Source organism: Rubrivirga aquatilis, from assembly GCF_046845665.1.
Taxonomy (GTDB): domain Bacteria; phylum Bacteroidota; class Rhodothermia; order Rhodothermales; family Rubricoccaceae; genus Rubrivirga.
Genome location: NZ_CP177355.1, coordinates 3,141,393 through 3,165,792, shown reverse-complemented (window position 1 = coordinate 3,165,792; position 24,400 = coordinate 3,141,393). Strand labels below are relative to the sequence as shown.

Genomic DNA, 24,400 nt, shown 5'->3' with positions numbered 1-24,400 from the left:
CTACATCGTCTTCATCTCGGCGATGCGGATCGTGCCGTCGTCGAGGTGCGGGTGCCCGGCGATCAGCGCGAGCGCATCGTCCAGGCTGGCGGCCGTCAGCATGTTGAAGCCGGTCATCGGGTCGGCGTCTGCGGTCGCCGTCGTCCCGCCATCGGTGACGGTGTGCAGGGCCCCGAGGGGCGCTCCGTTCGGGTCCAGCGCGGGCCCGACCTCGGCCATCCAGGCGCCCCAGCGGGCCATGAGGGCGTCGCGCGCCTCTTGAGTCTCCGGCATCGTTCCGCCGTGGTAGGCGAGGAAAAACTGGGGCATGAGTGTGCGGGGCGGGGGGAAGGTGCGGGTCGCAACCCTCTAGAACGCAAAGTAGTCGGGCGCGAGGCGTGCAAGGGGAGGGGCGGCGCCCTGCGCTCACGCGGAGTGTGTGCGTCGTGCGGTCCGCCCGGGCGATCTTGGCGGCCCGATCCCCGCTCACTGTGACCGATCTCCTCGCCCTCGCCCTCGACGCCACCCGTGCGGGCGGCGACGCCATCCTGGGCTACTACGGCCAGCCGCTCACCGTCGACGCCAAGGCCGACGACTCTCCGCTGACACAAGCGGACCTGGCCGCGCACCGCACGATCACCGCCGCGCTCCGCGCCGGGTCCGACGTGCCCGTGCTGTCCGAGGAGTCGCCCGAGGCGGAGGTGGCCGAGCGGAAGAGCTGGCGCCGATTCTGGTGCGTCGACCCGCTCGACGGGACCAAGGAATTTATCAAGGGCTCGCCGGTCGCCGGCTCGGACCGGCCGCCGGTGACCTCGGGCGAGTTCACGGTCAACATCGCGCTCATCGAGGCTGGGGTGCCCGTCCTGGGCGTCGTCCACGTGCCCGTCCACGGCGTGACGTACTTCGCGGCCGAGGGCCACGCGTGGAAGCAGGCCGGCGCCGCCGACCCGGTCCGCATCGCGACGCGGCAGGCGGCGGAGGGCTCCCTGACAATCGTCGCCAGCCGCGACCACGCGGGTGCCGAGGTGGCCGCCATCATCGACAACGCCGAGGAGTCGGGCCGGGCCGTCGCGAGCGCCTCGATGGGCTCGTCGCTGAAGTTCTGTCTGGTCGCCGAGGGCGCGGCCGATTTCTACCCCCGCACCGTCCCGACGTTCGAGTGGGACACCGCCGCAGCGCAAGCGGTGGTCGAGGCGGCGGGCGGCGGGATCTCGACCCGAGACGGCCGGCGGCTGGCGTACAACAAGGACGACCTGCGCAACCCGTCGGTCTTCGCCTGGGGCGACGCCGGGCTGGCGTGGCGCGAGTGGCTGGAGGTTTGAGGGCAAGCGGGATGAGTCCAGAGGCAAGCGGCCTCTCGTTGGAGGGGCTTCCGGTGACCCATGGGCCCCGCCTCTTCCCCCATCACCCTTTCCTCTTGCCCCTCCCATGAGCTGGCAGGCTTGGTACACACTCGGCGCGCTCGCGCTGATGGTGGCGGCCCTCGTTCGCGGGGTCGCCCGGGTCGACATGGTGCTGCTGGGGACGCTAGGGCTGCTGCTGCTGGCGGGCATCGTCGGGCCGGCCGAGGCGTTCGCCGGGTTCGCAAACCCCGCCGTCGTCGCGATCGCGTCGCTCTTCGTCGTCGCCGCGGGCGTCGACCGGACGGGCGCGCTGGGCTTTCTGGATGGGCTGCTCCGCCCCCGCTCGACCCAGCCCGGCCCGGCTGTCGCGCGGATCATGGGGCCGACGGCGCTGCTCTCGGGCGTGCTCAACAACACGCCGATCGTGGCCATGCTCATCCCGCGCGTCCAGGCGTGGCACCGCACCGGTGGCACGCCGCCCGCCTCGAAGCTGCTGATCCCGCTGTCGACCGCCGCGATCGTCGGCGGCTGGCTGACGCTCATCGGGACGAGCACGAACGTCGTCGTGCACGGGCTGCTCCAAGCGGAGGGGTTGCCCGGGTTCGGGTTCTTTACGCTGGCCTGGGTCGGCGTCCCGGCCGTCGTGGCGGTCGTGCTCTACTACGCCCTCATCGGCCACCGGCTGCTCCCGGCGAACGAGGCGGTCTCCGACGCCGACGCGCGGCGGGGCTATCACTTCGAGCTGGCGGTTGCCGACGACGCCCCGTTTGCGGGCGCGACGGTCGAGGCCTCCGGCTTCCGGACGCTCGGGGACGCCTACCTCGCCCGGATCTTGCGCGACGGCCGGGCCCAAGATGCCGCGCCGGAGTCGACCGTGCTCCCCGGCGATGTGCTGGCGTTCGTGGGCGACACCGCGGCGTTGGACGAGCTGCTGGCGCGGCCCGGTCTGGTCCGCACCACGCCGACGCCGGAGGCGGAGGACCTGCCCCTCTTCGAGGTCGTCGTCGCGGCCGGTTCGCGGCTGGAGGGGCGGACGCTACGCGAGGTCGGCTTCCGCGAGCGGTACGGCGGCGTGGTGCTGGCGCTGCGGCGGAGGGCCCACGACGTGACCGGCGGGCTGGGCCGGGTGCCGCTGCGCGCGGGCGACCTCCTACTCGTCGAGGGCCGGAACACGCTGGCGGCCCGCCTCGGCGCGCTCGCCGACGACTTCGCGCTCGTCTCGCCCGTCGGCGCCGCGCGCGTCGTCTCCCGGCGGGCGCCGGTCGCGCTCGCGCTGCTGGCCGGGGCCATCGGGCTGACGGCGTTCGGCGTGCTGCCGCTGGCGACGGCCGCGTTCTGCGCCGCGCTCGGGATGGTGGCCACCGGCTGCCTGCGCGGCCAGGGCCTGCGCCGCGCCATCGACGTGCCGGTGCTGCTGGTGATCGGGGCCGCGCTTGGCATCGGCGCGGCCGTCGAGGTGACCGGGCTGTCGCAGCTGGCGGCGGCCGGCATCGAGCGCGTCTCGCCCTTCGGTCCCGTCGCCACGCTCGCGGTCGTGTACCTGCTGTCGAACGGGCTGGCGGAGCTGATCACCAACAAGGCCTCGGCGGTGCTGATGCTGCCGGTCGCGCTCGCGGTTGCGGCCGACCTCGGCGTGTCGTGGCTCCCGTTCGCCGTCGCCGTCACCATCGCCAGCGCCGCCAGCTTTCTGACGCCCATCGGGTACCAGACGAACCTGATGGTGATGGCCGCCGGCCGCTACCGGTACACCGACTTCGCGCGCGCGGGCCTGCCGGTCAGCCTGATCGTGTTCGCAGTCACGATGACGGTCTGCGTGGTCGCCTGGCTGTAGTTCATCGCGTGACTCCCGGCGACGCAACGGGGCTGCGAGCACTCGTCGGCCGCAACGTGTAGCTCAGGCTCAGCAGGGCGAATCGGCCCAGCGTCGCCGTCTCGCTCTCTTCGACGTAGAGGTCGGTCACGTGTCGCCGAACGGTCTGCCGCTGGTCGAGTACGTCGGTCACCGTCAGCCGGAGCTGCGCGTCGTCATGGGCGAGGAAGGTGAACCCGAGGCCGAGGTCGAGGCGCGTCGCCAGCGGGTCGCGCACGCGGTCGGGGTCGTACCCAGCGGAGACGACGGCGCGCAGGACGAGGCCGGAGCCAGGGCGCCAGTCGGCCGTCATCCCAGCGTGGTGCGCGAGCGAGAGGGGGGCGGCGTCGTCGGACAGCACGGCGCGCCCATTGAATCCGTACGAGACGGTCGCGTCGAGCCGCTCGCTGTCCGTCGTCGCGAGCACGGTCGTCGCGCTGGCGCGCAGCGTCTCGCCCGTCGAGCGGACGTCGTCGAGCAGGCGCGGCGTCCGGGTGTAGGAGACAAACGCTCGCGTGTTGAGGTTGCTGCCGAGCGCCGCGACCGGCCGGCCGTGCGAGGCGGACACGTAGCTGCTGAGCGACCCGTCGAGGTTGACCGGCGCGCTGAACTGGGCGCCCGGCTGGAGCGTGAGGCCCCGGACGACCCGGGGCTCGGCGCCGGCCGCGACGATCGCCTGCCGGAACGCGTCTTCGGTGAGGCGAAGGACCGCCGACACCGCCAGCGAGGTGCCTGCCGCCGGGTCCGCCGTCCGCACGCGGACGGTTGCGGCGTGCGTCCGGGAGGGCCGGAGGTCGGGGTTGCCGCTGCTCAGGCGAAACGGGTTGGAGTCGTCGACGATGTCCCGCAGCTGGCGGGCGCTCGGGGTCGAGGTCGACGCCGAATACCGGAGGTTGACCGACGACCGCTCGCTCACGGTCCATTCGACACGCGCAGTCGGCAGCAGCGACGTCGCGGACTGATCGACGCGATACGGCAGCGGCCCTGTCTCCTCAAACGCCAGCCGCTCGTGTTCCACCTCGACCCCGACCGTGGCCGTGAGCCGCTCCGACCGGCGCTGGACGCCGGCGAACGCGGAGTGCGTGGTCCGCCGCCGATCCGCGAACGACGTGACTGACGCGTCGGGCGCCGACTCGCCGAACGCGCCCTCCCGGAGCCCGACTTGGTCGTCGGCCCGGACCGCCAGCGAGGGGCGGTAGCCGATGTGGAGTTGGTAGTCGTCGCCCAGGGGCTCGGAAAAGGCCACTTCCCCCCGGAGCTCGCGGTCCGACTCGTTGCCCTCGAGAAGGCGGGCGAACGCGTCGCTGGAGTCGGCGTCCGTCGCGTCGAGCCGGCGGAACACCCGCTCGATGACCTGCTCGCTGTCGTCGGCGTCGCGGCCCGACACCGCGCGCATCTCGAACGAGACGGCCCGGCCCTCGGTCTGGAACTTGTGGCCGAGCGTCGCGCGGAGCGAGGCGTCGCGCTCGGATCCGGCGCTGGTGCTCGCCGTCGAGGAGCGGCTCAAGAGCGTGCCGCCAGCGAGGTCGGTGCGGGCGTTGAGCAGCCGGTCCGCCTCCGTGGCCGCGAACCGGAGGCTGGGGGACACGCGGAGCTCGGTTCGGTCGGACAGCGTGATCTCGGCGCGCCCCGAGAGCCGGTGGCGGAGCGACGCGTTTTCGGCGTCGACGGCCTCGGTGTAGCGCTGGCCAGCGGCGTCCGCGAAGAGGTAGTCGCGGGCCAGATCGGTGTCGGTGACGGCGTCACGGGCGTTGAGTTGGTACGTCGCGCTGACGTCTGCCCAGTCGCCCCACGAGTCGTTGAGGTTGAACGAGGCCGAGGCCGTCTGGGAGATGGCGTCCCCTCCGATCTCGACGAAGGCCGGCGGCCCGTCCTCGCCTCGGATGGCCATGGCCGAGAGGTAATCGACGTTGTCGCTCTTGAGGGTCAGCGTCGCGCGCCGGTCGCCGTCGAAGCGGTTGGCGGTCAGGTCGGACACGTAGCGGCCGTCGCTCCCGGCGCCGGCGCGGGCCGTGCCGAACAAGCTCCGCCGCCGCTCGGGCTTGGTCACCACGTTGATGGTCGTCTCTTCCTGGCCGTCGTCGAACCCGGTCAGCTCCTCCTGGTCGCTGGCTTTGTCGTACACCTGGACCTCTTTGACGGCGTCGGCGGGGAGCGCCCTCAGCGCCTGGTCCGGGTCGTCGCCGAAGAATTCTTTGCCGTCGACCAACACGCGCTGGACGGTCTCGCCGTTCGCCTCGATGGCCCCGTTCGCCCGCGTCATCCCGGGCAAGCGGCGGACCAAGTCGGCCGCCGTCGCGTCGGCGTTGACCCCGTAGGCGCTGGCGTTGAAGGCCGTCGTGTCGCCCCGGATCTCCACGCGCGTCTCGACCGCCTCGACGACGGTGTCCGCGAGCCGGGTGGTGTCGGGCCGGAGCGCGAGCGGGCCGAGGTCGAGCGGCTGGCGGCCCACGTCGAGCTCGCGTTCGAGCGTCTGGTAGCCCACGAACGACGCGCGGAGCCGGTACGCGCCGGGCGGGAGGTCGAGCGAGAAGGCGCCGTCGGCGCCGGTCGCGACGCCGACGCGCAGGCTGTCGCTGGCGCGGACCAGCAGCACCGACACGGCGGGCATCGGGGCCTTCGTGACCATGTCGACGGTTTCTCCGCGCACCAACACTTGCCCAGACGCGGAAGAGGAACACAGGACGGCGACCAAGACCGTCAGACAAACGCGAAGCATGGGGCAAGACGTGGGAAAGGTGCGGGGCGGTCGCAAGAAACTGGGCACACCGAGCGGCGTCCCGCGGACGGGCGGCTTCGCGGGTTCATTGCCTCGTCAATATGCGAACGCGTCGGGCGGTGCGAGCCCTCCCCGGAGCAGGGCGCATCAAGTCTCTAGGGAGGCCCCGGTGAGCGAGCGGTCCTCCGCTAGCTTGACGCCCCCCGCGAACGGACAGGACCGATGGCCAGAGATCGCGCCCCGCGCACGTCGCACCTCCGCACACTCGAAGCCGAGGCCATCCATGTCATGCGGGAGGTCGCGGCCCAGTTCGAGCGCCCGGTGCTGCTCTTCTCGGGCGGCAAGGACTCGATCCTGATGGTGCACCTTGCCCGCAAGGCGTTCCACCCGGCCCCGATCCCTTTCCCTCTCCTGCACGTCGACACGGGGCACAACTTCCCGGAGACGATCGCCTTCCGCGACAAGATGGTCGCCGAGCTGGGTGTCCGGCTGGAGGTCGCGTCGGTACAGGACGCCATCGACCGGGGCCGCGTGGTGGAGGAGACCGGACCCGAGGCCAGCCGCAATGGGCTGCAGATCGTGCCCCTCCTCGACGCGCTGGCGGAGCACCGCTACGACGCGGCCTTCGGCGGCGGCCGCCGCGACGAGGAAAAGGCGCGCGCCAAGGAGCGCTTCTTCTCCCATCGCGATCGGTTCGGCCAGTGGGACCCGAAGAACCAGCGCCCGGAGCTCTGGGACTTGTACAACGGCCACAAGAACGTGGGCGAGACCTTCCGGGTGTTCCCGCTGAGCAACTGGACGGAGATGGACGTCTGGCAGTACATCGCCCTTGAGGAGGTCGAGATCCCGCACCTCTACTTCGCGCATGACCGCGAGGTCTTCGACCGCCACGGCACGCTGCTCGCAGTCACCGACTTCGTGATCCCCCAAGCCCACGAGACCGTCGGGCGCCGGACGGTCCGGTTCCGCACCATCGGCGACGCGACGTGCACGGGCGCCGTCGAGAGCACCGCGAGCACGCTCCCCGAGATCATCGGCGAGGTGGCCGCTGCACGGCAGACCGAGCGCGGCGGGCGCCACGACGACAAGCGATCCGAGGCGGCCATGGAGGACCGCAAAAAGCAGGGCTACTTCTAAGCGGAGGGCTGGGGGTTGGGGTGTGGGGAACGCTATCCGCCTCTGACCGAGTGCCCCCAGTCCCTAGCCCCCCCATCCCCTTCACGATGACGACCCCCGACGGCATGGCCTCGCAGAACGACTCCCCCGGCCACGATCTCGCAAGCCAGGAGGCCTACCTCGACATGGACCTCCTGCGGTTCACGACGGCCGGGTCCGTCGACGACGGCAAGAGCACCCTGATCGGGCGGCTGCTCTACGACTCGAAGTCGATCTTCGAGGACCAACTCGAAGCCGTCGCCGAGGCCTCGAAGGACCGCGGAATGGACGACGATGGGGTCCCGAACCTGGCGCTCCTGACCGACGGCCTGCGCGCCGAGCGCGAGCAGGGGATCACCATCGACGTGGCGTACCGCTACTTCGCGACGCCCCGGCGCAAGTTCATCATCGCCGACACGCCGGGCCACGTCCAGTACACCCGCAACATGGTGACGGGCGCCAGCACGGCAAACTTGGCGGTGATCCTGATCGACGCCAAGCGGGGCGTCCAGACCCAGTCCAAGCGCCACGCGTTTATCGCGTCGCTGCTTGGCATCCCGCACGTGGTGGTGGCCGTCAACAAGATGGACCTGGTCGGCTACGACGAGTCGGTCTTTGACGCCATCCGGGCCGAGTTCGAGGCGTTCGCGGCCAAGCTCGCCCTGGGCGACATCGAGTTCATCCCGGTCTCCGCGCTCAAGGGCGACAACGTGGTCGACCGGAGCGAGGTCATGGAGTGGTACCAGGGCCCGACGATGCTCCACCACCTCGAGCGCGTCTCCGTCGTCGGCGACCGCAACCTGCGCGACTTCCGGTTCCCGGTCCAGACCGTCATCCGGCCCGATCAGAGCTTCCGAGGGTTCGCGGGCACCGTCGCGTCCGGCACGATTCGGCCCGGCGAGGAAGTGCTGGCGCTGCCCGCCGGCACGCGCTCGACGGTCGAGACCGTGACGACGTTCGACGGCGACCTCGACGAGGCCCGTGCGGGCGAGGCCGTGGTGATCACGCTCGCCGACGAGATCGACGTGAGCCGCGGCGACATGCTGGTGCGCCCCAAGAACCTGCCGACGGTCTCGACCGAGATTGAGGCCATGGTGTGCTGGATGGCCGACGAGCCGCTCCAGGCGGACCGCCACTACCTCCTGCGGCACACGACGCGCGAGGTCAAGGCCTTCGTCGACCACGTGGTCTACCGCGTCGACGTGGACACGCTGCACCGGGAGGACGCGACGACACTCGGCCTCAACGACATCGGCCGCATCCGCGTCACGACGGCCGCGCCGCTCTTTTTCGACCCGTACCGCCAGACGAAGCCGACCGGCGCGTTCGTCCTGATCGACCCGTATTCGAACGCGACGGTCGCGGCGGGGATGATCCGGAGCGAGGCGCGGCGGGCCGACGACGTGGGCGCGCGGGCGGAGGCAGACGGGGGCCCGATCTCGCCGGATGTCGTTTGGGAACCGCTCAACATCCCGCGCGCGGACCGCGAGGCGGCGCAGGGCCATCGGGGCGCCGTCGTCTGGCTGACCGGGCTCTCGGGCGCGGGCAAGACGACGGTCGCGAGGGCGGTCGAGCGCCGGCTGTTCGAGCGCGGCGTCAAGACGATGCTGCTCGACGGGGATCAGGTGCGCCACGGGCTCAACGGCGACCTCGGGTTCAGCCCGGCCGACCGCCGCGAGAACGTCCGCCGCGTGGGCCACGTCGCCCGGCTGTTCATGGAGAGCGGCGCCGTGACGCTGTGCACGTTCGTCTCGCCGTACCGCGTTGACCGGGACGCCGTCCGGTCGCTCGTCGGCGACGGCCGGTTCGTGGAAGTGCACGTGGACGTGGACGTGGCGACGGCGCGCGCGCGCGACCCGAAGGGGATCTACGCGAAAGCGGACGCGGGCGAGATCACGAACTTGACCGGCGTCTCCGCGCCCTACGAGGCGCCCGAGTCCCCGGAGTTGCGCGTCGACACGGCGTCGATGACGGTTGAGGAGGCTGCGGAGGCGGTGATCGCGACGCTTGCCGACGCCGGGATCCTCTGAGCCGCCCCGTTCGGATCTCCGCCAGCCCATCGATCTGACCCCATGACCGTCCACGACACCTCGCTCCCCGGCGTTCTGCTCGTCGAGCCTCGCGCGTTCGAGGACGAGCGAGGCTTCTTCCTGGAGCGCTTCCACGCCGACCGCTACGCCCAGGCCGGGATGCCGGGGCCGTGGGTGCAGGACAACCACAGCCGCTCGCGCCAGGGCGTCGTCCGCGGGCTCCACTTTCAGCGGCGCCAGCCTCAGGGCAAGCTGGTCGAGGTCGTGCGCGGCGCCATCTACGACGTCGTGCTGGATCTGCGCGCCGGGTCGCCCACGTTTGGGCAGTGGGAGGGCGTCGAGCTGACGGGCGAGAACCGCCGCCAGCTCTGGGTGCCTCCCGGATTCGCCCACGGCTTCGCCGTGGCCTCCGAGTCCGCCGACGTGCTCTACCGCTGCACCGCGGGCTACCGGCCGGGCGATGAGGGCGGCGTCCACTGGGACGACCCGGCGCTGGGCGTCGACTGGCCGGTGGACCCCGCTCAGGCCATCGTCTCCGAGAAAGACCGCGCGCTGCCGATGCTGGCCTCGCTGGCGGCGGGCGACCTGCCCGACGCCCCGTTCCGATGACCGTCCTCGTCACCGGTGCAGGGGGACAGGTGGGCCGCGAGATCCTGCGGCTCGCGCCGCCCGACGTGACCGTGATCGGGCTCGACCGCCGGCACCTCGACGTGACCGACGCGAAGGCCGTCCGCGCCGCCGTCCGCGAGCACGCGCCGGATACGGTCATCCACGCGGCCGCTTACACGGCCGTCGATCGCGCCCAGGCCGAGCCCGAGCGGGCGATGGCGGTCAACGGCACGGGGACCGCGAACCTGGCGGAGGCCTGCGCCGAGTGCGGCGTGGGGCTGGTGGCGCTGTCCACGGACTACGTGTTCGACGGGGCGCGCGAGGCGGCGTACCGCCCGGGCGATTCGGTCTCGCCGGTGAACGTCTATGGCGCCAGCAAGGCCCGAGGGGAGGCGGCGGCGCTTGCGGCCGGCGGTCCGGCCGTCGTGCTCCGCACGGCCTGGGTGTTCAGCGCCGCCCCGGGCAACTTCGCCTCCACGATCCTGCGCCTGGCCGGGACCGCGCCTCGCTTGCGTGTCGTCGCCGATCAGTGGGGCCACCCGACGCCCGCCGGGTACGTGGCGCAGGCCGCCCTCGCCGCCGCTTCGCGCGTGGACGCCCTCCCGGACATCCTGCAGGTGGCCGGCGCCCCGCTCGTGACGTGGCACGACCTCGCGACAGAACTGGTCGAGGCCGCGAGCGCGGCCGGGCTGTGTCCGCAGGTCCCCGTCGATCCGGTCACGACCGAGGCGTACGGCGCCGTCGCCCCTCGCCCTCGGCGCGTGGAGCTCGACATGACCGCCTCGCTCGAGGCGCTGGGCATGGCGCCGGTCGACTGGCGAGATGCGATCCCACCGCTCCTCCAGCGATGGTCGTCGCCTCCACTGAAGGGGACGGCGTCATGAGCCTGTGAGAGCGCTCAGCTACGAGCGGTATGCGGCCACGACGTCGGTCTCTCCGACACGGCCAGTCTAAGCCGTCGACTCGGGGCTTGCGCCCCCACGCGTGCCGCAGGATCGGTTCGAACGGGCGGCTGGGCCGGGGCGGAGGGGTGGCAGGAGGACCGGCCGCTGGTGCAGAGCGGGACTCCTCGGTCTCCGACGCGTAGGCGATGGGGGGCAACGCCCTGCGCACCTACATTTTCACCCCTGGTCAACGCCCCCGAGGGCGGGCTCGGATAGCTTCGGAAACGCTTCCAACCGACCTGCTCCATGGCCTCCGTTATCCTTTCCGCCGCCCGCACGCCCGTCGGGTCCTTCGGCGGCGCGCTCTCGACCGTCTCTGCCCCTCAGCTGGGCGCCACCGCCATCTCCGGCGCGCTGGACCGCGCCGGTGTCGCCAAGGACCAAGTGGACGAAGTCATCCTGGGCAACGTGGTGACGGCCGGCGAGGGGCAGGCGCCCGCCCGCCAGGCCGCGCTTGCCGCCGACCTCCCGCAGAGCGTCGCGTGCATGACCATCAACAAGGTCTGCGGCAGCGGCATGAAGGCCGTGATGCTGGCGGACCAGGCCATCCGTGCCGGCGACGCTGAGGTGATCGTGGCCGGCGGCATGGAGAACATGTCGCAAGCGCCGTTCTACCTCCCGAAGGCCCGCTACGGCTACGGCTACGGCAACGGCGAGGTCATCGACGGCCTGTTCCACGACGGCCTGCGCGACGCGTACGACGGCGTGGCGATGGGCGTCGCCGCCGACGCCTGCGGGGTGACCTGCAACGTCCCGCGCGATCGGCAGGACGCGTTCTCGATCGAGAGCTACACGCGCGCCCAGGCCTCGGTCGAGAACGGCGCCTTCGCCCAGGAGATCGTCCCGGTGACCGTCCCGGGCCGCCGGGGCGACACCATCGTCGACACCGACGAGGAGCCGGCCAAGACCAACTTCGACAAGATCCCGACGCTCCGCGCCGTCTTCACCAAGGAGGGCACCGTCACGGCCGCGAATGCCAGCTCGATCAACGACGGCGCGGCGGCGCTCGTCGTCGCCTCCGAGGCGTGGGCCGAGGCGAACGGCAAGACGCCGATGGCGCGGATCGTGGCCTCGGCGCAGCACAGCCAGGCGCCGATGGAGTTCACGACGGCGCCCATCGAGGCGGTCAACAAGGTGCTCGCGAAGGCCGGGCTCGGGCTCGACGACATCGACCTGTTCGAGGTCAACGAGGCCTTCGCCGTCGTGGCGCTGGCGGCGCAGGACGCGCTCGGCATCCCGACGGAGAAGCTCAACGTGCGCGGCGGCTCGGTCGCCGTCGGCCACCCCATCGGCGCGAGCGGTGCCCGCATCCTGACGACCCTCCTCCACGCGATGGTCGAGACCGACGCCAAGCGGGGCCTCGCGGCCATCTGCATCGGCGGTGGCGAGGCCACGGCGATCATTTTGGAACGGGGATAGGCCAAGGGGGGATGGGCCAAGCGGCAAGGGGCTGGCTCTTCCTGCATCGTTGAGACTCCCTTTGCCCCTTCCCTCATCACCCTTCCCCTCAGACATGAACGTCACCGTCATCGGCGCCGGCACCATGGGCAACGGCATCGCCCACGTGTTCGCCCAGTCCGGCCACGCCGTCACGCTCGTCGACCTCGACCAGTCCCGTCTCGACGCGGCGCTGGGCACCATCGACAAAAACCTCGGCCGCCAGGTCGCCAAGGAGCGGATCACCGCCGACGATCAGGCGGCGACGCTGGGCCGGATCGCCACCCAGACCGACCTCGCCCACGGCGTCGCTCAAGCGGACTTGGTCGTGGAGGCCGCGACGGAAGACGCGACGCTGAAGGCCAAGATCTTCGAGCAGATCGACGACCACGCCCCGGAGTCGGCGATCCTGGCGTCCAACACGTCGTCGATCTCGATCACCCAGATCGCCGGGGCCACGCAGCGCCCGGAGCAAGTCGTCGGGATGCATTTTTTCAACCCGGTCCCGGTGATGAAGCTGGTCGAGGTTGTCCGCGGGCTGGCGACAAGCGACGCGACGTACGAGACCATCCGCGAGCTGTCCGAGGGGCTGGGCAAGGTGCCCGTCGAGGTCAACGACGCGGCCGGGTTCGTGTCGAACCGTGTGCTGATGCCGATGATCAACGAGGCCATCTTCTGCGTCCACGAGGGCGTGGCGACCGCCGAGGCCGTCGACACGGTGATGAAGCTGGGCATGGCGCACCCGATGGGCCCGCTCACCCTGGCGGACTTTATTGGCCTCGACGTCTGCCTCGCCATCCTGGAGGTGCTCCACCGCGAGCTGGGCGAGGACAAGTATCGCCCGTGCCCGCTGCTCCGGATGATGGTGGCCGCCGGGCGGCTCGGCCGCAAGTCGGGCCTGGGCTTCTACGACTACAGCTCGTGACCGCGAGCCCGCTCCCACTTGTGCTCGCGCTGGCGGGAGCGGTCGCGTATCACCTCGCGCAGAAGGCCGTGCCGGAGACGGCTGCGCCGTTCGTGGTGATCGGGCTGGCGTACGCGGTCGGTCTGTTGGCGTGCCTAGGCGCCGTGGTGGCCCTGGGCTCGCCCGTCGCGGAGACCCTCCGCGACTCGTGGCGTCCGGGGCTGGGCATTGGTCTCGGCGCGCTCGTCATCGAGGCGGGCTTCCTGCTTGCGTACCGCGCCGGGTGGCCGTTGTCGACCGCCAGCCTGGGCGTCAACGTGGCGGTGGCCGTCGTGCTGCTGGTCGTGGGCGTTCTGGCCTACGGCGAGGCGCTGACGCCGCGCCAGTGGACGGGCCTCGTGGCCTGCGGGGTGGGTCTGCTGCTGCTCGCAGGACGGTAGGGCCGTACGGTGCGTCCTCAGAAGCTGATCTGGGTGCTCGCCCCATCGGTCGAGGGCGAGCCGGTCCACTGGTCCTCGACGCGCTCGGTGCAGACGCATGTCCACGGATTGTAGAGGCCATGGCAGTCTGCGGCCCCCCAGCAGCCTTGGTCTTGGTCGTCATCGTCGCCGCCGGTGTCCTCCCCGGGATCGGGTTCCTTCGGTTTCGGGTCCTCGCTGTCGTCGTCGGCTTCCTCTGTGGACGGGTTGTAGGTCGTGTCGGAATGCGGATCGACGATGCCGTTGCGCAGCCCCCCGTCCTCCGGGTCCCGGGGCTCGGGTTCGGGGGCATCCGGCTCCGGCTGGTCCGGCTTCGGCTGATCGGGGTCGGGCAGGTCGGGGACGGGCCCCTTTGGTGTGTCCTCGTCGTCGGTGCCTTGGCTCACCTGCGAGCATTGCTCCCCCCACATGCGAGGCGAGCGGTCCTCGGTCAGCAGCCCAGCGGACCGGGCTCGGGGAGATGAGCGGTGGCCTCGTACACCCCGTCCTCCATCTGCGAAAACTGGGACGTCGTCCAGCGGGCAGCCTCGCACGAGTAGGGGGCGCCCTCCTTTACGTCGCCGCGCCAGGGGGCCCGGGCCCCACGCCTCGGCTCCAGGCGGATGGTTGCGCTCCGCGAGCTGTAGGTGATGGTGACGGTGTGGGTCGCCGACATCATCGGCACGGGGGCAGACTAGGCCCGGCGGCAGGGACGCCGGACGACGCGGCCAGCGCGAGCAGCGTGGCGACGGAGACCAGCAGGAGAGGTCGGGGCATGGCGAGTAGGCGTGGGCAGGGCAGGAGAACAGGGGCCCGACGAGCAGCCGGCGGCGGGCTCGAAGGCGGGCACCCTCACCTCCGCGAATGGTGCGGATCGGGGTCACGACGGCCGGTGGGATCTTGGACGGCGGGGCCCGGGTTGCTCGCGGACGCTCCCTCGCCCCCATGTCCCACACCGTCTTTATCACCGGCGCCTCGAACGGAATCGGCGCCGCGTGCGCCCGCGCCTTCGCCGCCAAGGGCGACCGTGTCATCCTCGCCGCCCGTTCCGCCGACGCCCTCCAGAGCCTGGCCGCCGACCTCAACGACGCGCTCGGTGCGGGGACCGCGCTCCCGCTCGTCCTCGATGTGACGGACCCCGACGCCCACCAGCGCGCCGTCCGCGACCTGCCCGACGACTGGGCCGCCATCGACGTGGCCGTCCTCAACGCCGGGCTGGCCAAGGGCTTCGGGCCCCTCTGGGAAAACCCGCCGGCCGAGGTCGACGCGATGATCGACACGAACGTCAAGGGGGTCGTCAACGGGATCCGCGCGATCGTGCCGGGGATGCTGGCGCGTGGCCGTGGCCACGTTATCCCGATCGGGTCGACGGCCGGCCACACCGTCTACGCCAACGGCGTGGTGTACTGCGCCACGAAGCATGCCGTCCTCGCGCTGAGCGACGGGCTCAAAGTGGACCTCCACGGGACGCCGCTCCGCGTCTCGGCCGTCTCGCCCGGGATCGTCGAGACCGACTTTTCGCTGGTCCGCTTCGACGGCGACACTGCTCGCGCCGACGCCGTCTACTCGGACACCGTCGCACTGACGGCGGAGGACGTGGCCGACGCGGTCGTGTACTGCGCGCACGCCCCGGAGCGGGTCAACGTGCAAGAGCTCCTGCTGACGCCGCGCGTGCAGTCGGGCTACACGATGATCGCACGGGGTGACGACGCGCATCGGGCGTAGTCCGCACTGGGCGCGCAGGGTTCGGGGCAGCAGGCCATCCGAGGGGGAGCCAGGTGGCACCCGACGAGCGGTGACTCCTGCGGGGTCCTTTTTCCGGAGGGAGGACACTCCATCCTCCTCCCGCCATGCGCTCGCTGTCCAGCCTGTTCCTCCTGACCGCCGTTTTGGTGGCCTCCGCGCCCATTCCGGACGCCCAGGTCGGCCGTCTGCTCAACCGCGCCCGTGAGGCCGTCTCCGACGTCCGCGACGGGGCCGAGGGCACGGCTCCGAACCCGTCGCGCACCGGCCCGGCCCCCGCGCTCGACTTCGGCTCCCTGCTCGACACCTACATCCTGGCCGAGCGCTCCGAGATCCGCCTCGGAGATCCCAAGGACTACTTCCTGCTCTTCCCCAACGCCGGCCTCGATCCGTCAGATGTCGGCGGGCGCTACCAACTGCTCGACGCGACAGGGGACGTGATCTGGAGCGCGAACCTTCGCTACGCCCGCGAGACCGGCACGCCCGCGATCGTTCGGCTCAAGGGGACCGGCGCCACCGCGCCGATCCCCGCCAGCGGGGCCTACACGCTAGAGGTCGTCTACGGCGGCGGAATCGTGGGCGCCCTCCCCTTTACGGCGACCCGTCAGGACAGCGGCGACCCCTTTGCGCCGGGCACGGCCACGCGCGTCGAGGGGCCGTGGCGCACGCACGCCTATTTCGAGCACGAGATCGAAGAGCCGGACGGCTCCCTGACGTTCAACGCCTGGCTGCATCGCGACGAGCCGCAAGGGCAGCGCACCACCGAGGTCTCGATCCGCCGCGACGGCCGCGAGGTCGCCTGGGGCGCCGGCTCCGCGGACGGCTCCTCCGACGGGTGGGCCCGGGCCGAGTACTGGCTCTACACGCCTGAGGCGCGCGCCGACGAGTTCGGGCAGCACACGGCGACCGCCCCGAACTGGACGGTCCAAGACGTGACGCCCGGGCCCTACGAGATCGTGCTCTCGACCCCGGACGGCGTCTTTCGGACGATGACCGTGGAGGGGGGCGACGGCGCCTTCGTTCCGCATCCGCGTAGCGCTGTCGACGTGGAGCCTCGCTCGCACTACCTCACCCCGCGCCGGATTGCCGGGCAGTTGCTGAGACGGGCCCATCGCTTGGACTGGGTCGGGCCGGAGTCGCTCTAACTCCCCGAAGGCATGTCGGCATGTGGCTCCCGGCGGACGGTGACCGTCGGGGCGCCGCGTCGAGCCGGGCGATGTCCCAGGCGGCCTTGCAGCCAGGTCCGGCACACGCCTGCTCCGGCCGTGCACCGATGGGAGTGTGAACGGGCGTCGTGGGCGGGGCGGACGCCGCGTGCCCCGACGTGCCGTAGCCACCGGTTAGGCCGCACGCCGTACTTATCAGGCGCCCTTGCCCCGGTTGCCATGCGCGCCCTCTCCGCCGTTCTCCTCCTCCTGCTTGCCACGGCGACCGCCGCCCAGCCGGCCATCGACTACGCCCGGCTGCTCAACACCCGGTTCTTCCCCGAGACCGGACAGTTCCTGTTCGGGCAGTCCAACTGGAGCCCCGAGGGCGACGACGTCTTGATCTTTCCGCCCGACGACATCGACGGGGTCTCGGGCTACTACCTCGTCAACGATGCCGAGGGCGTGTTCATCGGCGGCCACCGGCTCGGCACCGTCACGCTCACCGAGTCGTCCGTGTTTGCGACGATGGGCACGTTCGCCAGCTCGCGCTGGGACGGCGCGCTCGAAGACGGGGGCACGTACCAACTCAGCGTCGTCGTCAACGACCTGGTCGTCGGGCTCGTCCCGTTTACCGTCGCCGTCGCCGAGAGCGGCGACCCCTTCGAGCCCGGGACGACGCACACGCTGGAAGGTCCGTGGCGCACACACGCGTACTTCCAGCACAAGACGGATCGGCCGGACTACCACATGCACCTCAACGCCTGGGTGGGGCCCGGCGAACTGCCGGAGGACGGGCCGATCGAGGTGTCGATCCAGCGGGGCGGGGATGAGGTCGCTTTCGGGCATGGCCGGGCGAACACCTCGTATGGCTGGGGCCCGGTCGAGATGCGCCTGCTCAAAGCCGAGAGCCGCGACCCGGAGCGGCGCTTTGGCCGGTCAGCGGTCAACCCGTTCAACTGGACCATCGAGGACGTGACGCCGGGGCCCTACCAGGTCGTGTTCTCTGGCGAGACGGGCCCGTTTCGGACGATGACCATCGACGGCGCTGCCGGGGCGTTCGTGCCGCACGCGCGGAGCGCGCTCGATTACCAGCCGCGCGGTCTCTACCTCACGCCGCGTCGGATGCGGGGCGACCACTTCGACGACGCGTACTCCGTCTACTGGATCGCACCTGAGGAGTAGTTGGCGGGGGCCCGCGAGCCACAACCTGCAACCGGTCGCGAGACCGTGACCCCGGGCGCGGTGGAATCTCGGAGGGAGACCCACACTCCCCTCCGAGCCATGCGCATCTCGCCCGGCCGACTCGCCTCTCTCGCTTTGCTCGTCGCGCTCCTGCTCGCGAGCGCCCCCACGGCCGACGCCCAACTCCGAGGCTTGGCCAACCGCGCCCGCGCCGCCATCTCGGACGCCGTCCCGACCCCGACCGCCACGTTGAACGCGCGGGTAGACTACGCGCGGCTCTTGTCCACGCGCTTCTACCCGGCTCGGGGGACGTTCTACTTTAACTCGTCGAGCGCGACCGGCGGCGGGCCCCGTGGCGACGACCAGATCATCTTCCCGCCCTCCAGCATCTCCGCCTACGACGAGATCGGACACTACGTCGTCCGGCGCCAGGGGGGAGGCACCGTCGCGCGGCAGACGATCACGCATGGCGGGTTCGCCGGCTCCGACGCCTTCATCGTCGTCAACACATCGGGAGGGCCGGAGTGGCGAGGCGCTCTCGAAGACGGCGGCAGCTACTCGTTCGACATCGAACTGCGCGGCGAGGTGATCGGGACGGTCCCCTTCTCCGCACGGGTCATCCAGAGCGGCGACCCGTTCGACCCGGCCCCGACGATGGTGCTCGACGGTCCGTGGCGCACGCACGCGTACTTCGAGCACGAGACGGAGCGCCCGGAGTACCTCATGCACTTCCACGCCTGGGTCGGCCCGGACGAGGTGGAGGGGGTGACGGCGAACAGCGAGATCTCGATCCGTCGCGGCGGCCAGGAGGTCGCCTGGGGCCATGGCTTTATCAACACGACGCACGGGTGGGGTCCCATCGAGTACGACCTCTTCGACGCGGGGACGCGCGACACCAGACACGGGTTTGGGCGCGCCGTCGTGAACGCGGCGCGGTGGGAGATCGGCGACGTCATGCCTGGCGACTACGAGATCGTGTTCTCGACCGAGGCCGGGCCGTTCCGGACCATGCACATCGAAGGGGCGGACGGCGCCTTCGTGCCGCACCCGCGGAGCGCCATGGGTCACCAACCGCGCAGCACCTACCTGTCGCCCCGGCGCATGGCTGGCCGGAACAGCAGCTATGACCCGATGTCGGTGTACTGGATCGCGCCCGCAGAGTAGCGGGAGCACCGCCCGCCAGCGGGGCGTTGGGGCCCCATGCGATATGACGTCTTGCTCGCGCCGCTGGCGTCCCGCTTGCGGCAGCCGCTCCCCGGCCACGCCGCGCACGCCGAGATGGCGCCCTTCCTGGCGCGGGCGACCGTCGAGACGCTCTCCGTCGAGCGCAACGAGGGGGCACCGGCGGCCACGCTCGTGCTGCTCTACCCCGGCGACGCTGGCGAGGCGCGCTTCGTGCTCACGGTCCGCCACGGCGGCATGCGAACGCACGCGGGCCAGGTGTCGCTGCCCGGGGGGCGGATCGAAGCGGGCGAGACGCCGGAAGACGCGGCCCGGCGCGAGGCCTTCGAGGAGGTCGGCGTCGCCCCCGACGCGGTAACGGTGCTGGGGCGGCTGACGCCGCTGTTCATTCCGCCCTCCCGGTTCTCGGTGTGGCCCATCGTCGCGGCCGTCGACACCCGGCCGCCGTTCGTGGCGCAGGAGACCGAGGTGACGGCCGTGCTCGACGTGGCGCTGGCGGACTTGTTCACGCCGGGCGCGCGTCGGCAGGCGATGCGCGACGCCCCGCTCGGCCGGTTCGACGTGCCCTACTTCGCGCTCGCGGGCCACGAGGTCTGGGGCGCCACAGCGATGATGCTGGCTGAAGTCGCCGCCGTCGTCGCGTCGATCAACCCTCGATGATCTCGCCGTCGGGGCCGATGGTGATGGTGGCCCGGATGTCGACGGCCCCGTTCGCGTCGCCGACCGAGGTCACCTGCGTGGTGCCGACCAGGAGCCCGTCGCGGAACGCTCGGACGCGGGCCGTGACACCTCCCGACTGGATGAACCCAAAGACGCGGACCGAGTAGGGCCCGCGAACTTCAACTGGCAGCGGGTCGAGGATCTCGACGAACGGGAACGCGAACGGCGGCGCCGTGGGGACGACCACCTCCTCGCCGTCCTCGCCCGTGTACCGAATCCCAAAGTCTGAGATGTCCTGCGGCGCGTCCACGCGGTACTCAAACACGACGGGGACCAGTTCCTCTGGCGGCGGCGGCGGCGGCTCCTCGGTGGGGTCGGAGTCGCAAGCGCCGAGTGCCATTATTGAGACGAACAGGGCGGAGAGCAAGAGCGGGCGCATGGCGATCGTCAGAGGGGTGAGGAAATCTAGGGGCGCGACGAACGCGCGGGCAGGGCCATTCTGCTCGCCTAGAGCTGGACCGGCTCCACGCGCCGCTCGCCCCGCGCTCCGAGATCGACGAACGCGGCCGGCGCGTCGGTGGAGTGGTAGAACAGCAGCAGGTGGCCCTCGTCGGCCGCCTCGGTCGCCAGCCGGTCGCGCCACGCTTGCGACGCGGCGCCGTCGACGTCGTACTTCGCCTGGAAGCGCCGCGTGACCTGGCTCGGCGTCCCCAGCACGTCGCCCCCGAACAAGGCCTGGAGCGCGCCGGACCGGACCCGGACCGCCTGGTGCGCGCCCGTGTGGCCACCGGTCACCGTCAGCGCGACGCGGCCGACCTCGGCGTCGCCGTCGACGAGGGCGAGCTGGCCCTCGCGGTCGAGCGTCTCGGCCACGATGTCGCGCGCCCGGCCCGACTCGCCCGCATACCCGTCAGCGGTCAACTCGGCCCGCTGGACGACGTAGTCGGCGTTCGGGAACGTCGGCCGCCAGTCGCCGCCGACGGGCGAGACGGCGCCGCCCGAGTGATCGAAGTGGAGGTGCGACAGAATCACCCGGTCGACGGCCTCGGGCGTGACGCCGCGCGAAGCCAGCCCGTCGAGCAGGAACTCCGTCCCCCGGCCCTCTGCCCACGTCCCGAGGCCGGTGTCGATCAAGAGCGTCGCTTCCGGCGTGCGGACGAGGAAGGGCGTCACCGAGATGAACAGCGTCCCCGGCCGCGCCGGGCCGCCCTCAGCGTGCGGCACGAACCGCTTGTCGAGGCCGACCGTGAAGCGCCCTTCGGGCAGCGCGTGGATGTCGAGGTCGCCGTAGGTCAAAGGGGGATCCGAGAGGGGGTGAGGGGGGCGATGGAGCGGGGTGAGGACGGGCGCCGTACCCGTCCACATCGGCCCATCACTCGCCGGTGGCCCGCTCGTAGGCCGCGATGATGTCCTTGACCAGCTTGTGGCGGACCACGTCCTCCTTGCCGAAGTCGATGAACGAGATGCCGTCGACGCCTTCCAAGATGTCGCGCGCCTGCACGAGCCCCGACATCACCCGCGACGGCAGGTCGGTCTGGCTGGCGTCCCCGGTGACGATGGCGCGGCTGCCGGCGCCGAGCCGCGTCAAGAACATCTTCATCTGGCCCGTCGTCGCGTTCTGCGCCTCGTCCAGGATGACGAACGACGTGTTGAGCGTCCGGCCGCGCATGTACGCCAGCGGCACGATCTCGACGATGTTGCGCTCGAGGTAGCTCCTCAGCTTGTCGCCCTCGATCATGTCCTCCAAGGCGTCGTAGAGCGGGCGGAGGTACGGGTCGACCTTGTCGCGCAGGCCCCCGGGCAGGAAGCCCAGGCTCTCGCCCGCCTCGACCGCGGGCCGCGCCAGCACGATCTTTTTGACCTGCCGGCTCTTGAGCGCGCTCACGGCGAGCGCGACCGCCGTGTACGTCTTGCCCGTGCCCGCCGGGCCGACCGCGAACGCGATGTCCGACTGGCGGGCCGCCTCCACGAGCCGCGCTTGGCCAGGCGTCTTGGCCTGGATCGTCCCGCCCTGGGGCGTGAACAGGATGGCGTCCGACGCGGCCGACCGTGTCTGGCCGGTGCCCACCCGGGCGAGGTCGAGCACGGTGTCGACGTCGTTCTCGGTGAGGTTGCCGTTCCGGTTGAGGATGACGATCAGCTCTGAGACGACACGTTCGATGCGGTCGACCTGCGCCTCGGGACCCCGAAGCTTGAGCTGATCGCCGCGAGCGACCACGCGCGTGTCGGCGAAGGCGGCCTCGATCTTGCGGAGATAGATGTCGTTGAAGCCGAAGAGCATCAGGGGCTCTGCGCCCTGGACGGTCACGGTGCGGTCGACGGGAGAGCTGGCAGCCAAGCGGTCGGGGGGAGGGAGGAGCGAAAAGCTAGCGGAGATGTGCGACAACGGTGTGTCAAGGAACGGCAACGATCCCGAGAGGGCGTGGTTCGGGGCGGAGGCGCCTTCGTCGAGGATCCGCGCGCGCGGGTGGCGTCGGCCGCCGAGACGCGCCACCTTGCCCCACGCCAGCCGCCGACCGCATGCTCGACCGCCCCGCTCTGATCGTGCCGTTCACCAAGATGAACGGGGCCGGCAACGACTTCGTGGTCGTCGACAACCGGTTCATGCACTTCTCGGACGGCGAGCTGGCGGCGTTCGCGCGCCGGCTGTGCCCACGCCGCACCGGCGTCGGCGCCGACGGCCTGCTGGCGCTCGCCGAGGGCGGCGAGGGCTTCGACTTCCGAATGCGGTACCGCAACGCCGACGGATCGCTCGGCACGATGTGCGGGAATGGGGCCCGCTGTCTCGCCCGGTTCGCTGCTCGCGCCGGGCTCGGCCGGGGAGAGGTGACGGTCGAGTTGGCGTTCGAGACCGATGGCGGCCCGTACCGCGCGACCGTCGAGGGCCGCGCCGCCAGCGGGCCCGTCTCGCTCAACGTGCCGGCCCACCGAGATGTCGCTCTGGCATCGATCGAGGCCGACCCGGCCTGCGGCGTCGAGCCGGCCGTGCTCGGGATCTGGACCGGGACGGAGCACGCCGTCGTGTTCACCGCGGACGTCGACGCGGCGGACGTGGCGACCGAGGGGGCCCGGCTGCGAAACGCTCCGGCCTTCGCACCCACAGGCACGAACGTCGACTTTGTCGAGGTGACGGGCGCGGACCGGATCCGCGTGCGGACCTTCGAGAAAGGCGTCGAGGCGGAGACGCTGGCGTGCGGGACCGGCGCTATCGCCTCGGCGCTCGCGGCCCACCTCGACGGGCGGCTGGCGGGCGACGGGCCGCGGTCGGTCGCCGTCGAGATGCCGGGCGGGACGCTGACGGTCGGGTTCGTCGCGGACGGCGACTCGGTGACGGACCTCACGCTTGCAGGGCCGGCGGAGACGGTCTACGAGGGGACCGTCGAGTGGCGCGGCTAAAACGCCTTGACGGGTCACGGATCCGGGTGCAAACTGCAGGTGCCCTGTGACCCACCGTCCACGCGGCGCGGCCGTTCTGGACCCCTTGCCACCCGACCCATGAAAGCGCTCGTCTTCGCCCTCGCGTTTGCGGCGGCCGCCTCCGCCCAGATCGTCCCCGACGAGTTCCCGTCGGACGAGCCGATGATCGACCGGACCAAGCGGGAGCTGATCGACCGGCACCGGCCGTTGCTCTCCGGGTTGTTTGCAACCAGCACGCTGTCGGCGGGCCCCCGGCTGGCGCAGCCCGAGTTGTTCGCGGCCGTCGGCGGCGAGGCCGGCTACCGGTTCGGCAGCGGCCACGCGGTCGCGCTCGCCGTCGCCGTGCAGGCCCCGCTCCAGTCGGCGCCGGGCGCAGAGATCGGCGACGTGGACGACACGGCCGGGTCGCTCGGGTTCGAGTACCTCCACAGCCTGCGGCGCGTCGGGACCCGGACGGTCGGCCGCGAGCTGGCCGTCGGCGCGGGCGCCAGTTTTTACGGCAACGGGACGGTCGCCCGGCTGGCCGTCTCGCCCCGGTTCGTGCTCCCGCTCTCGCCCGTCCTCTCCGCGCCTGTCGGGATCACGCTCGCGCAGGAGATCGGCGACGCCGCCCGGCCGGGTCCGTTCGTCGGCGTGACGGTCGGGCTCCGCCGGATCTGGGCCGACCGCGCCCGGATGGTGCTGGAGTAGTGCAGTGACGGACCTGCGGCGACATCGGGACGCCGCGAATGCGTAGGGCACAGCCCCGTCGTCCGTGGTCCGAGGCCGCCCCCGGCGCCGTCCGGCCCGTGCTACGCCTGCCCCCGGTACAGGCTCGCGACGCCAAACGTCTGCGGCTTGGCGATGCACTCCGAAAAGCCCGCCGCCGTCAGTTCGCGGATGAACGCGTCGCCGTACGGGAACTCCCTCGCCGACTCGGGGAGGTACTCGTACGCCTCGGTGTTGCCGCTCAGCGCCTTGCCCACGCGGGGCATGATGTGGCGGGCGTACAGCTGGTAGCCCTGCTTGAAGGGGAAGGCCGTCGGCTGGCTCGTCTCCAGCACGACGAGCGGAGCGCCCGGCCGCAGCACGCGGCGGATGTCGCGGAGCCCGGCCTGCAGGTCCTCGAAGTTGCGGACGCCGAACGCCACGAACGCGCCGTCGAACGAGGCGTCGTCGAACGGGAGGTCGGCGGCATCGGCCTGCACCAGCTCCAGGCGGTCCGCCAGCCCCTGCTCGCGGACCTTGACCCGGCCGCCCTCCAGCATCCCGTCCGAGATGTCGATGCCGACGACCGTGCCGCCGAGCGACAGCGCCTCGATGGCGAGGTCGGCCGTCCCGGTCGCCACGTCCAGGAGGCGGCCGGGCGGCCCCGCGAGCCCGTCGCGCAGCATCCGGACGGCCCGCTTGCGCCACAGGATGTCGGTCCCGAACGACAGGACGCGGTTGAGCACGTCGTAGCGCGGGGCGATGTCGTCGAACATGGCCTCGACGTGCTGGCGCTTGCCGGGGGCCTGGCCGATGGGCGGCTTGGTCATCTCGATGCGAAAGGGGACGGCGACTACCCGCCAGCGACGCCGCGGTGCCCGGGGGGTGCAGAGTCAGCGGGCTTTCACTAATTTCTGAAACCTGCTGAACGGGGTCGGGTAGACCCTGACCTAC

General features: G+C 71.5%; 23 protein-coding genes. 16 read left to right on the top strand and 7 right to left on the bottom strand.

Annotation, left to right across the window (positions count from 1 at the left end):
* The gene (locus tag ACLII4_RS13985; protein ID WP_412068017.1) at positions 1–309 is read right to left on the bottom strand and encodes a hypothetical protein; all 309 of its coding nucleotides are present in this window, start codon (positions 307–309) and stop codon (positions 1–3) included.
* 161 nt (positions 310–470) lie between these two features.
* Between ACLII4_RS13985 and cysQ the strand changes: the two genes are divergently transcribed.
* On the top strand, positions 471–1,301 hold the full coding sequence (cysQ, locus tag ACLII4_RS13980; protein WP_412068016.1) for a 3'(2'),5'-bisphosphate nucleotidase CysQ: 831 nt from the start codon (positions 471–473) through the stop codon (positions 1,299–1,301).
* Positions 1,302–1,407: 106 nt separating this feature from the next.
* Positions 1,408–3,153: an SLC13 family permease gene (locus ACLII4_RS13975; RefSeq protein WP_412068015.1), complete on the top strand. Its 1,746-nt coding sequence runs from the start codon at positions 1,408–1,410 to the stop codon at positions 3,151–3,153.
* A 1-nt stretch (position 3,154) separates the two neighbouring features.
* Here ACLII4_RS13975 and ACLII4_RS13970 read toward each other — a convergent pair whose 3' ends face one another.
* Complete coding sequence (locus tag ACLII4_RS13970) at positions 3,155–5,890, bottom strand: TonB-dependent receptor domain-containing protein (protein WP_412068014.1); 2,736 nt, start codon at positions 5,888–5,890, stop codon at positions 3,155–3,157.
* Between the two features lie 222 nt (positions 5,891–6,112).
* Here ACLII4_RS13970 and cysD point away from each other — a divergent pair, with 222 nt between their 5' ends.
* The 7 genes from cysD (at position 6,113) to ACLII4_RS13935 (ending at position 13,409) form a co-directional block, all read left to right on the top strand.
* A complete protein-coding gene (gene cysD / locus ACLII4_RS13965; RefSeq protein WP_412068013.1) occupies positions 6,113–7,027 on the top strand; it encodes a sulfate adenylyltransferase subunit CysD in 915 nt (304 codons plus the stop codon).
* An 86-nt stretch (positions 7,028–7,113) separates the two neighbouring features.
* Positions 7,114–9,075, top strand: a complete 1,962-nt coding sequence (cysN, locus tag ACLII4_RS13960) for a sulfate adenylyltransferase subunit CysN (protein WP_412068012.1) — start codon at positions 7,114–7,116, stop codon at positions 9,073–9,075.
* A 42-nt stretch (positions 9,076–9,117) separates the two neighbouring features.
* Positions 9,118–9,684, top strand: coding sequence for a dTDP-4-dehydrorhamnose 3,5-epimerase (gene rfbC, locus ACLII4_RS13955; RefSeq protein ID WP_412068011.1), 567 nt, complete (start codon positions 9,118–9,120; stop codon positions 9,682–9,684).
* Positions 9,681–10,568, top strand: a complete 888-nt coding sequence (gene rfbD / locus ACLII4_RS13950; protein WP_412068010.1) for a dTDP-4-dehydrorhamnose reductase — start codon at positions 9,681–9,683, stop codon at positions 10,566–10,568. Before rfbC ends, rfbD begins: the two co-directional genes overlap by 4 nt.
* Before the next feature lie 306 nt (positions 10,569–10,874).
* Complete coding sequence (locus ACLII4_RS13945; RefSeq protein WP_412068009.1) at positions 10,875–12,047, top strand: thiolase family protein; 1,173 nt, start codon at positions 10,875–10,877, stop codon at positions 12,045–12,047.
* Positions 12,048–12,141: 94 nt separating this feature from the next.
* A complete protein-coding gene (locus ACLII4_RS13940; protein WP_412068008.1) occupies positions 12,142–12,990 on the top strand; it encodes a 3-hydroxybutyryl-CoA dehydrogenase in 849 nt (282 codons plus the stop codon).
* Positions 12,987–13,409 (top strand): hypothetical protein, encoded by a 423-nt coding sequence (locus ACLII4_RS13935; protein ID WP_412068007.1) that lies wholly within the window; start codon positions 12,987–12,989, stop codon positions 13,407–13,409. Before ACLII4_RS13940 ends, ACLII4_RS13935 begins: the two co-directional genes overlap by 4 nt.
* A 17-nt stretch (positions 13,410–13,426) precedes the next feature.
* On the opposite strand, the gene ACLII4_RS13930 is transcribed toward ACLII4_RS13935, so the two are convergent.
* Entirely contained in the window at positions 13,427–13,834 is a 408-nt protein-coding gene (locus ACLII4_RS13930; RefSeq protein WP_412068006.1) for a hypothetical protein, read from the bottom strand.
* A gap of 538 nt (positions 13,835–14,372) precedes the next feature.
* Here ACLII4_RS13930 and ACLII4_RS13925 point away from each other — a divergent pair.
* The 5 genes from ACLII4_RS13925 (at position 14,373) to ACLII4_RS13905 (ending at position 19,342) form a co-directional block, all read left to right on the top strand.
* Positions 14,373–15,152 carry an SDR family NAD(P)-dependent oxidoreductase gene (locus ACLII4_RS13925; protein ID WP_412068005.1) on the top strand — a complete coding sequence of 260 codons (780 nt, stop codon included), beginning with the start codon at positions 14,373–14,375 and terminating at the stop codon, positions 15,150–15,152.
* Positions 15,153–15,277: 125 nt separating this feature from the next.
* Complete coding sequence (locus ACLII4_RS13920) at positions 15,278–16,315, top strand: hypothetical protein (protein WP_412068004.1); 1,038 nt, start codon at positions 15,278–15,280, stop codon at positions 16,313–16,315.
* A gap of 240 nt (positions 16,316–16,555) precedes the next feature.
* The gene (locus ACLII4_RS13915) at positions 16,556–17,500 is read left to right on the top strand and encodes a hypothetical protein (protein ID WP_412068003.1); all 945 of its coding nucleotides are present in this window, start codon (positions 16,556–16,558) and stop codon (positions 17,498–17,500) included.
* A 99-nt stretch (positions 17,501–17,599) separates the two neighbouring features.
* Positions 17,600–18,664 carry a hypothetical protein gene (locus ACLII4_RS13910; RefSeq protein WP_412068002.1) on the top strand — a complete coding sequence of 355 codons (1,065 nt, stop codon included), beginning with the start codon at positions 17,600–17,602 and terminating at the stop codon, positions 18,662–18,664.
* A 36-nt stretch (positions 18,665–18,700) separates the two neighbouring features.
* Positions 18,701–19,342, top strand: coding sequence for an NUDIX hydrolase (locus ACLII4_RS13905; protein ID WP_412068001.1), 642 nt, complete (start codon positions 18,701–18,703; stop codon positions 19,340–19,342).
* Here the strand turns inward: ACLII4_RS13905 and ACLII4_RS13900 are convergent.
* From ACLII4_RS13900 to ACLII4_RS13890, 3 genes are all read right to left on the bottom strand, one after another.
* Positions 19,329–19,781, bottom strand: coding sequence for a hypothetical protein (locus tag ACLII4_RS13900; RefSeq protein ID WP_412068000.1), 453 nt, complete (start codon positions 19,779–19,781; stop codon positions 19,329–19,331). The genes ACLII4_RS13905 and ACLII4_RS13900 overlap by 14 nt on opposite strands.
* A gap of 68 nt (positions 19,782–19,849) precedes the next feature.
* Positions 19,850–20,638, bottom strand: a complete 789-nt coding sequence (locus ACLII4_RS13895) for an MBL fold metallo-hydrolase (protein ID WP_412067999.1) — start codon at positions 20,636–20,638, stop codon at positions 19,850–19,852.
* A gap of 76 nt (positions 20,639–20,714) precedes the next feature.
* Positions 20,715–21,623: a PhoH family protein gene (locus tag ACLII4_RS13890; RefSeq protein ID WP_412070568.1), complete on the bottom strand. Its 909-nt coding sequence runs from the start codon at positions 21,621–21,623 to the stop codon at positions 20,715–20,717.
* Between the two features lie 239 nt (positions 21,624–21,862).
* Here ACLII4_RS13890 and dapF point away from each other — a divergent pair, with 239 nt between their 5' ends.
* Both dapF and ACLII4_RS13880 read left to right on the top strand, forming a co-directional pair.
* Positions 21,863–22,738: a diaminopimelate epimerase gene (gene dapF / locus ACLII4_RS13885; RefSeq protein ID WP_412067998.1), complete on the top strand. Its 876-nt coding sequence runs from the start codon at positions 21,863–21,865 to the stop codon at positions 22,736–22,738.
* Between the two features lie 99 nt (positions 22,739–22,837).
* Positions 22,838–23,449, top strand: a complete 612-nt coding sequence (locus tag ACLII4_RS13880) for a hypothetical protein (RefSeq protein WP_412067997.1) — start codon at positions 22,838–22,840, stop codon at positions 23,447–23,449.
* Between the two features lie 101 nt (positions 23,450–23,550).
* On the opposite strand, the gene ubiE is transcribed toward ACLII4_RS13880, so the two are convergent.
* Complete coding sequence (gene ubiE / locus ACLII4_RS13875) at positions 23,551–24,276, bottom strand: bifunctional demethylmenaquinone methyltransferase/2-methoxy-6-polyprenyl-1,4-benzoquinol methylase UbiE (protein ID WP_412067996.1); 726 nt, start codon at positions 24,274–24,276, stop codon at positions 23,551–23,553.
* Positions 24,277–24,400 lie beyond the last annotated feature (124 nt).

Bases quoted from the DNA above. Each gene is read 5' to 3' on its own strand.
- dapF (WP_412067998.1), top strand. From the start codon at position 21,863: ATGCTCGACCGCCCCGCTCTGATCGTGCCGTTCACCAAGATGAACGGG.
- ACLII4_RS13925 (WP_412068005.1), top strand. From the start codon at position 14,373: ATGTCCCACACCGTCTTTATCACCGGCGCCTCGAACGGAATCGGCGCC.
- ACLII4_RS13940 (WP_412068008.1), top strand. From the start codon at position 12,142: ATGAACGTCACCGTCATCGGCGCCGGCACCATGGGCAACGGCATCGCC.
- ACLII4_RS13945 (WP_412068009.1), top strand. From the start codon at position 10,875: ATGGCCTCCGTTATCCTTTCCGCCGCCCGCACGCCCGTCGGGTCCTTC.
- cysD (WP_412068013.1), top strand. From the start codon at position 6,113: ATGGCCAGAGATCGCGCCCCGCGCACGTCGCACCTCCGCACACTCGAA.
- ACLII4_RS13920 (WP_412068004.1), top strand. From the start codon at position 15,278: ATGCGCTCGCTGTCCAGCCTGTTCCTCCTGACCGCCGTTTTGGTGGCC.
- ACLII4_RS13915 (WP_412068003.1), top strand. From the start codon at position 16,556: ATGCGCGCCCTCTCCGCCGTTCTCCTCCTCCTGCTTGCCACGGCGACC.
- ACLII4_RS13970 (WP_412068014.1), bottom strand. From the start codon at position 5,890: ATGCTTCGCGTTTGTCTGACGGTCTTGGTCGCCGTCCTGTGTTCCTCT.
- rfbC (WP_412068011.1), top strand. From the start codon at position 9,118: ATGACCGTCCACGACACCTCGCTCCCCGGCGTTCTGCTCGTCGAGCCT.
- cysN (WP_412068012.1), top strand. From the start codon at position 7,114: ATGACGACCCCCGACGGCATGGCCTCGCAGAACGACTCCCCCGGCCAC.
- ACLII4_RS13985 (WP_412068017.1), bottom strand. From the start codon at position 309: ATGCCCCAGTTTTTCCTCGCCTACCACGGCGGAACGATGCCGGAGACT.
- ACLII4_RS13880 (WP_412067997.1), top strand. From the start codon at position 22,838: ATGAAAGCGCTCGTCTTCGCCCTCGCGTTTGCGGCGGCCGCCTCCGCC.
- ACLII4_RS13890 (WP_412070568.1), bottom strand. From the start codon at position 21,623: ATGCTCTTCGGCTTCAACGACATCTATCTCCGCAAGATCGAGGCCGCC.
- ACLII4_RS13975 (WP_412068015.1), top strand. From the start codon at position 1,408: ATGAGCTGGCAGGCTTGGTACACACTCGGCGCGCTCGCGCTGATGGTG.
- rfbD (WP_412068010.1), top strand. From the start codon at position 9,681: ATGACCGTCCTCGTCACCGGTGCAGGGGGACAGGTGGGCCGCGAGATC.
- ubiE (WP_412067996.1), bottom strand. From the start codon at position 24,276: ATGACCAAGCCGCCCATCGGCCAGGCCCCCGGCAAGCGCCAGCACGTC.
- ACLII4_RS13910 (WP_412068002.1), top strand. From the start codon at position 17,600: ATGCGCATCTCGCCCGGCCGACTCGCCTCTCTCGCTTTGCTCGTCGCG.
- ACLII4_RS13905 (WP_412068001.1), top strand. From the start codon at position 18,701: ATGCGATATGACGTCTTGCTCGCGCCGCTGGCGTCCCGCTTGCGGCAG.
- ACLII4_RS13900 (WP_412068000.1), bottom strand. From the start codon at position 19,781: ATGCGCCCGCTCTTGCTCTCCGCCCTGTTCGTCTCAATAATGGCACTC.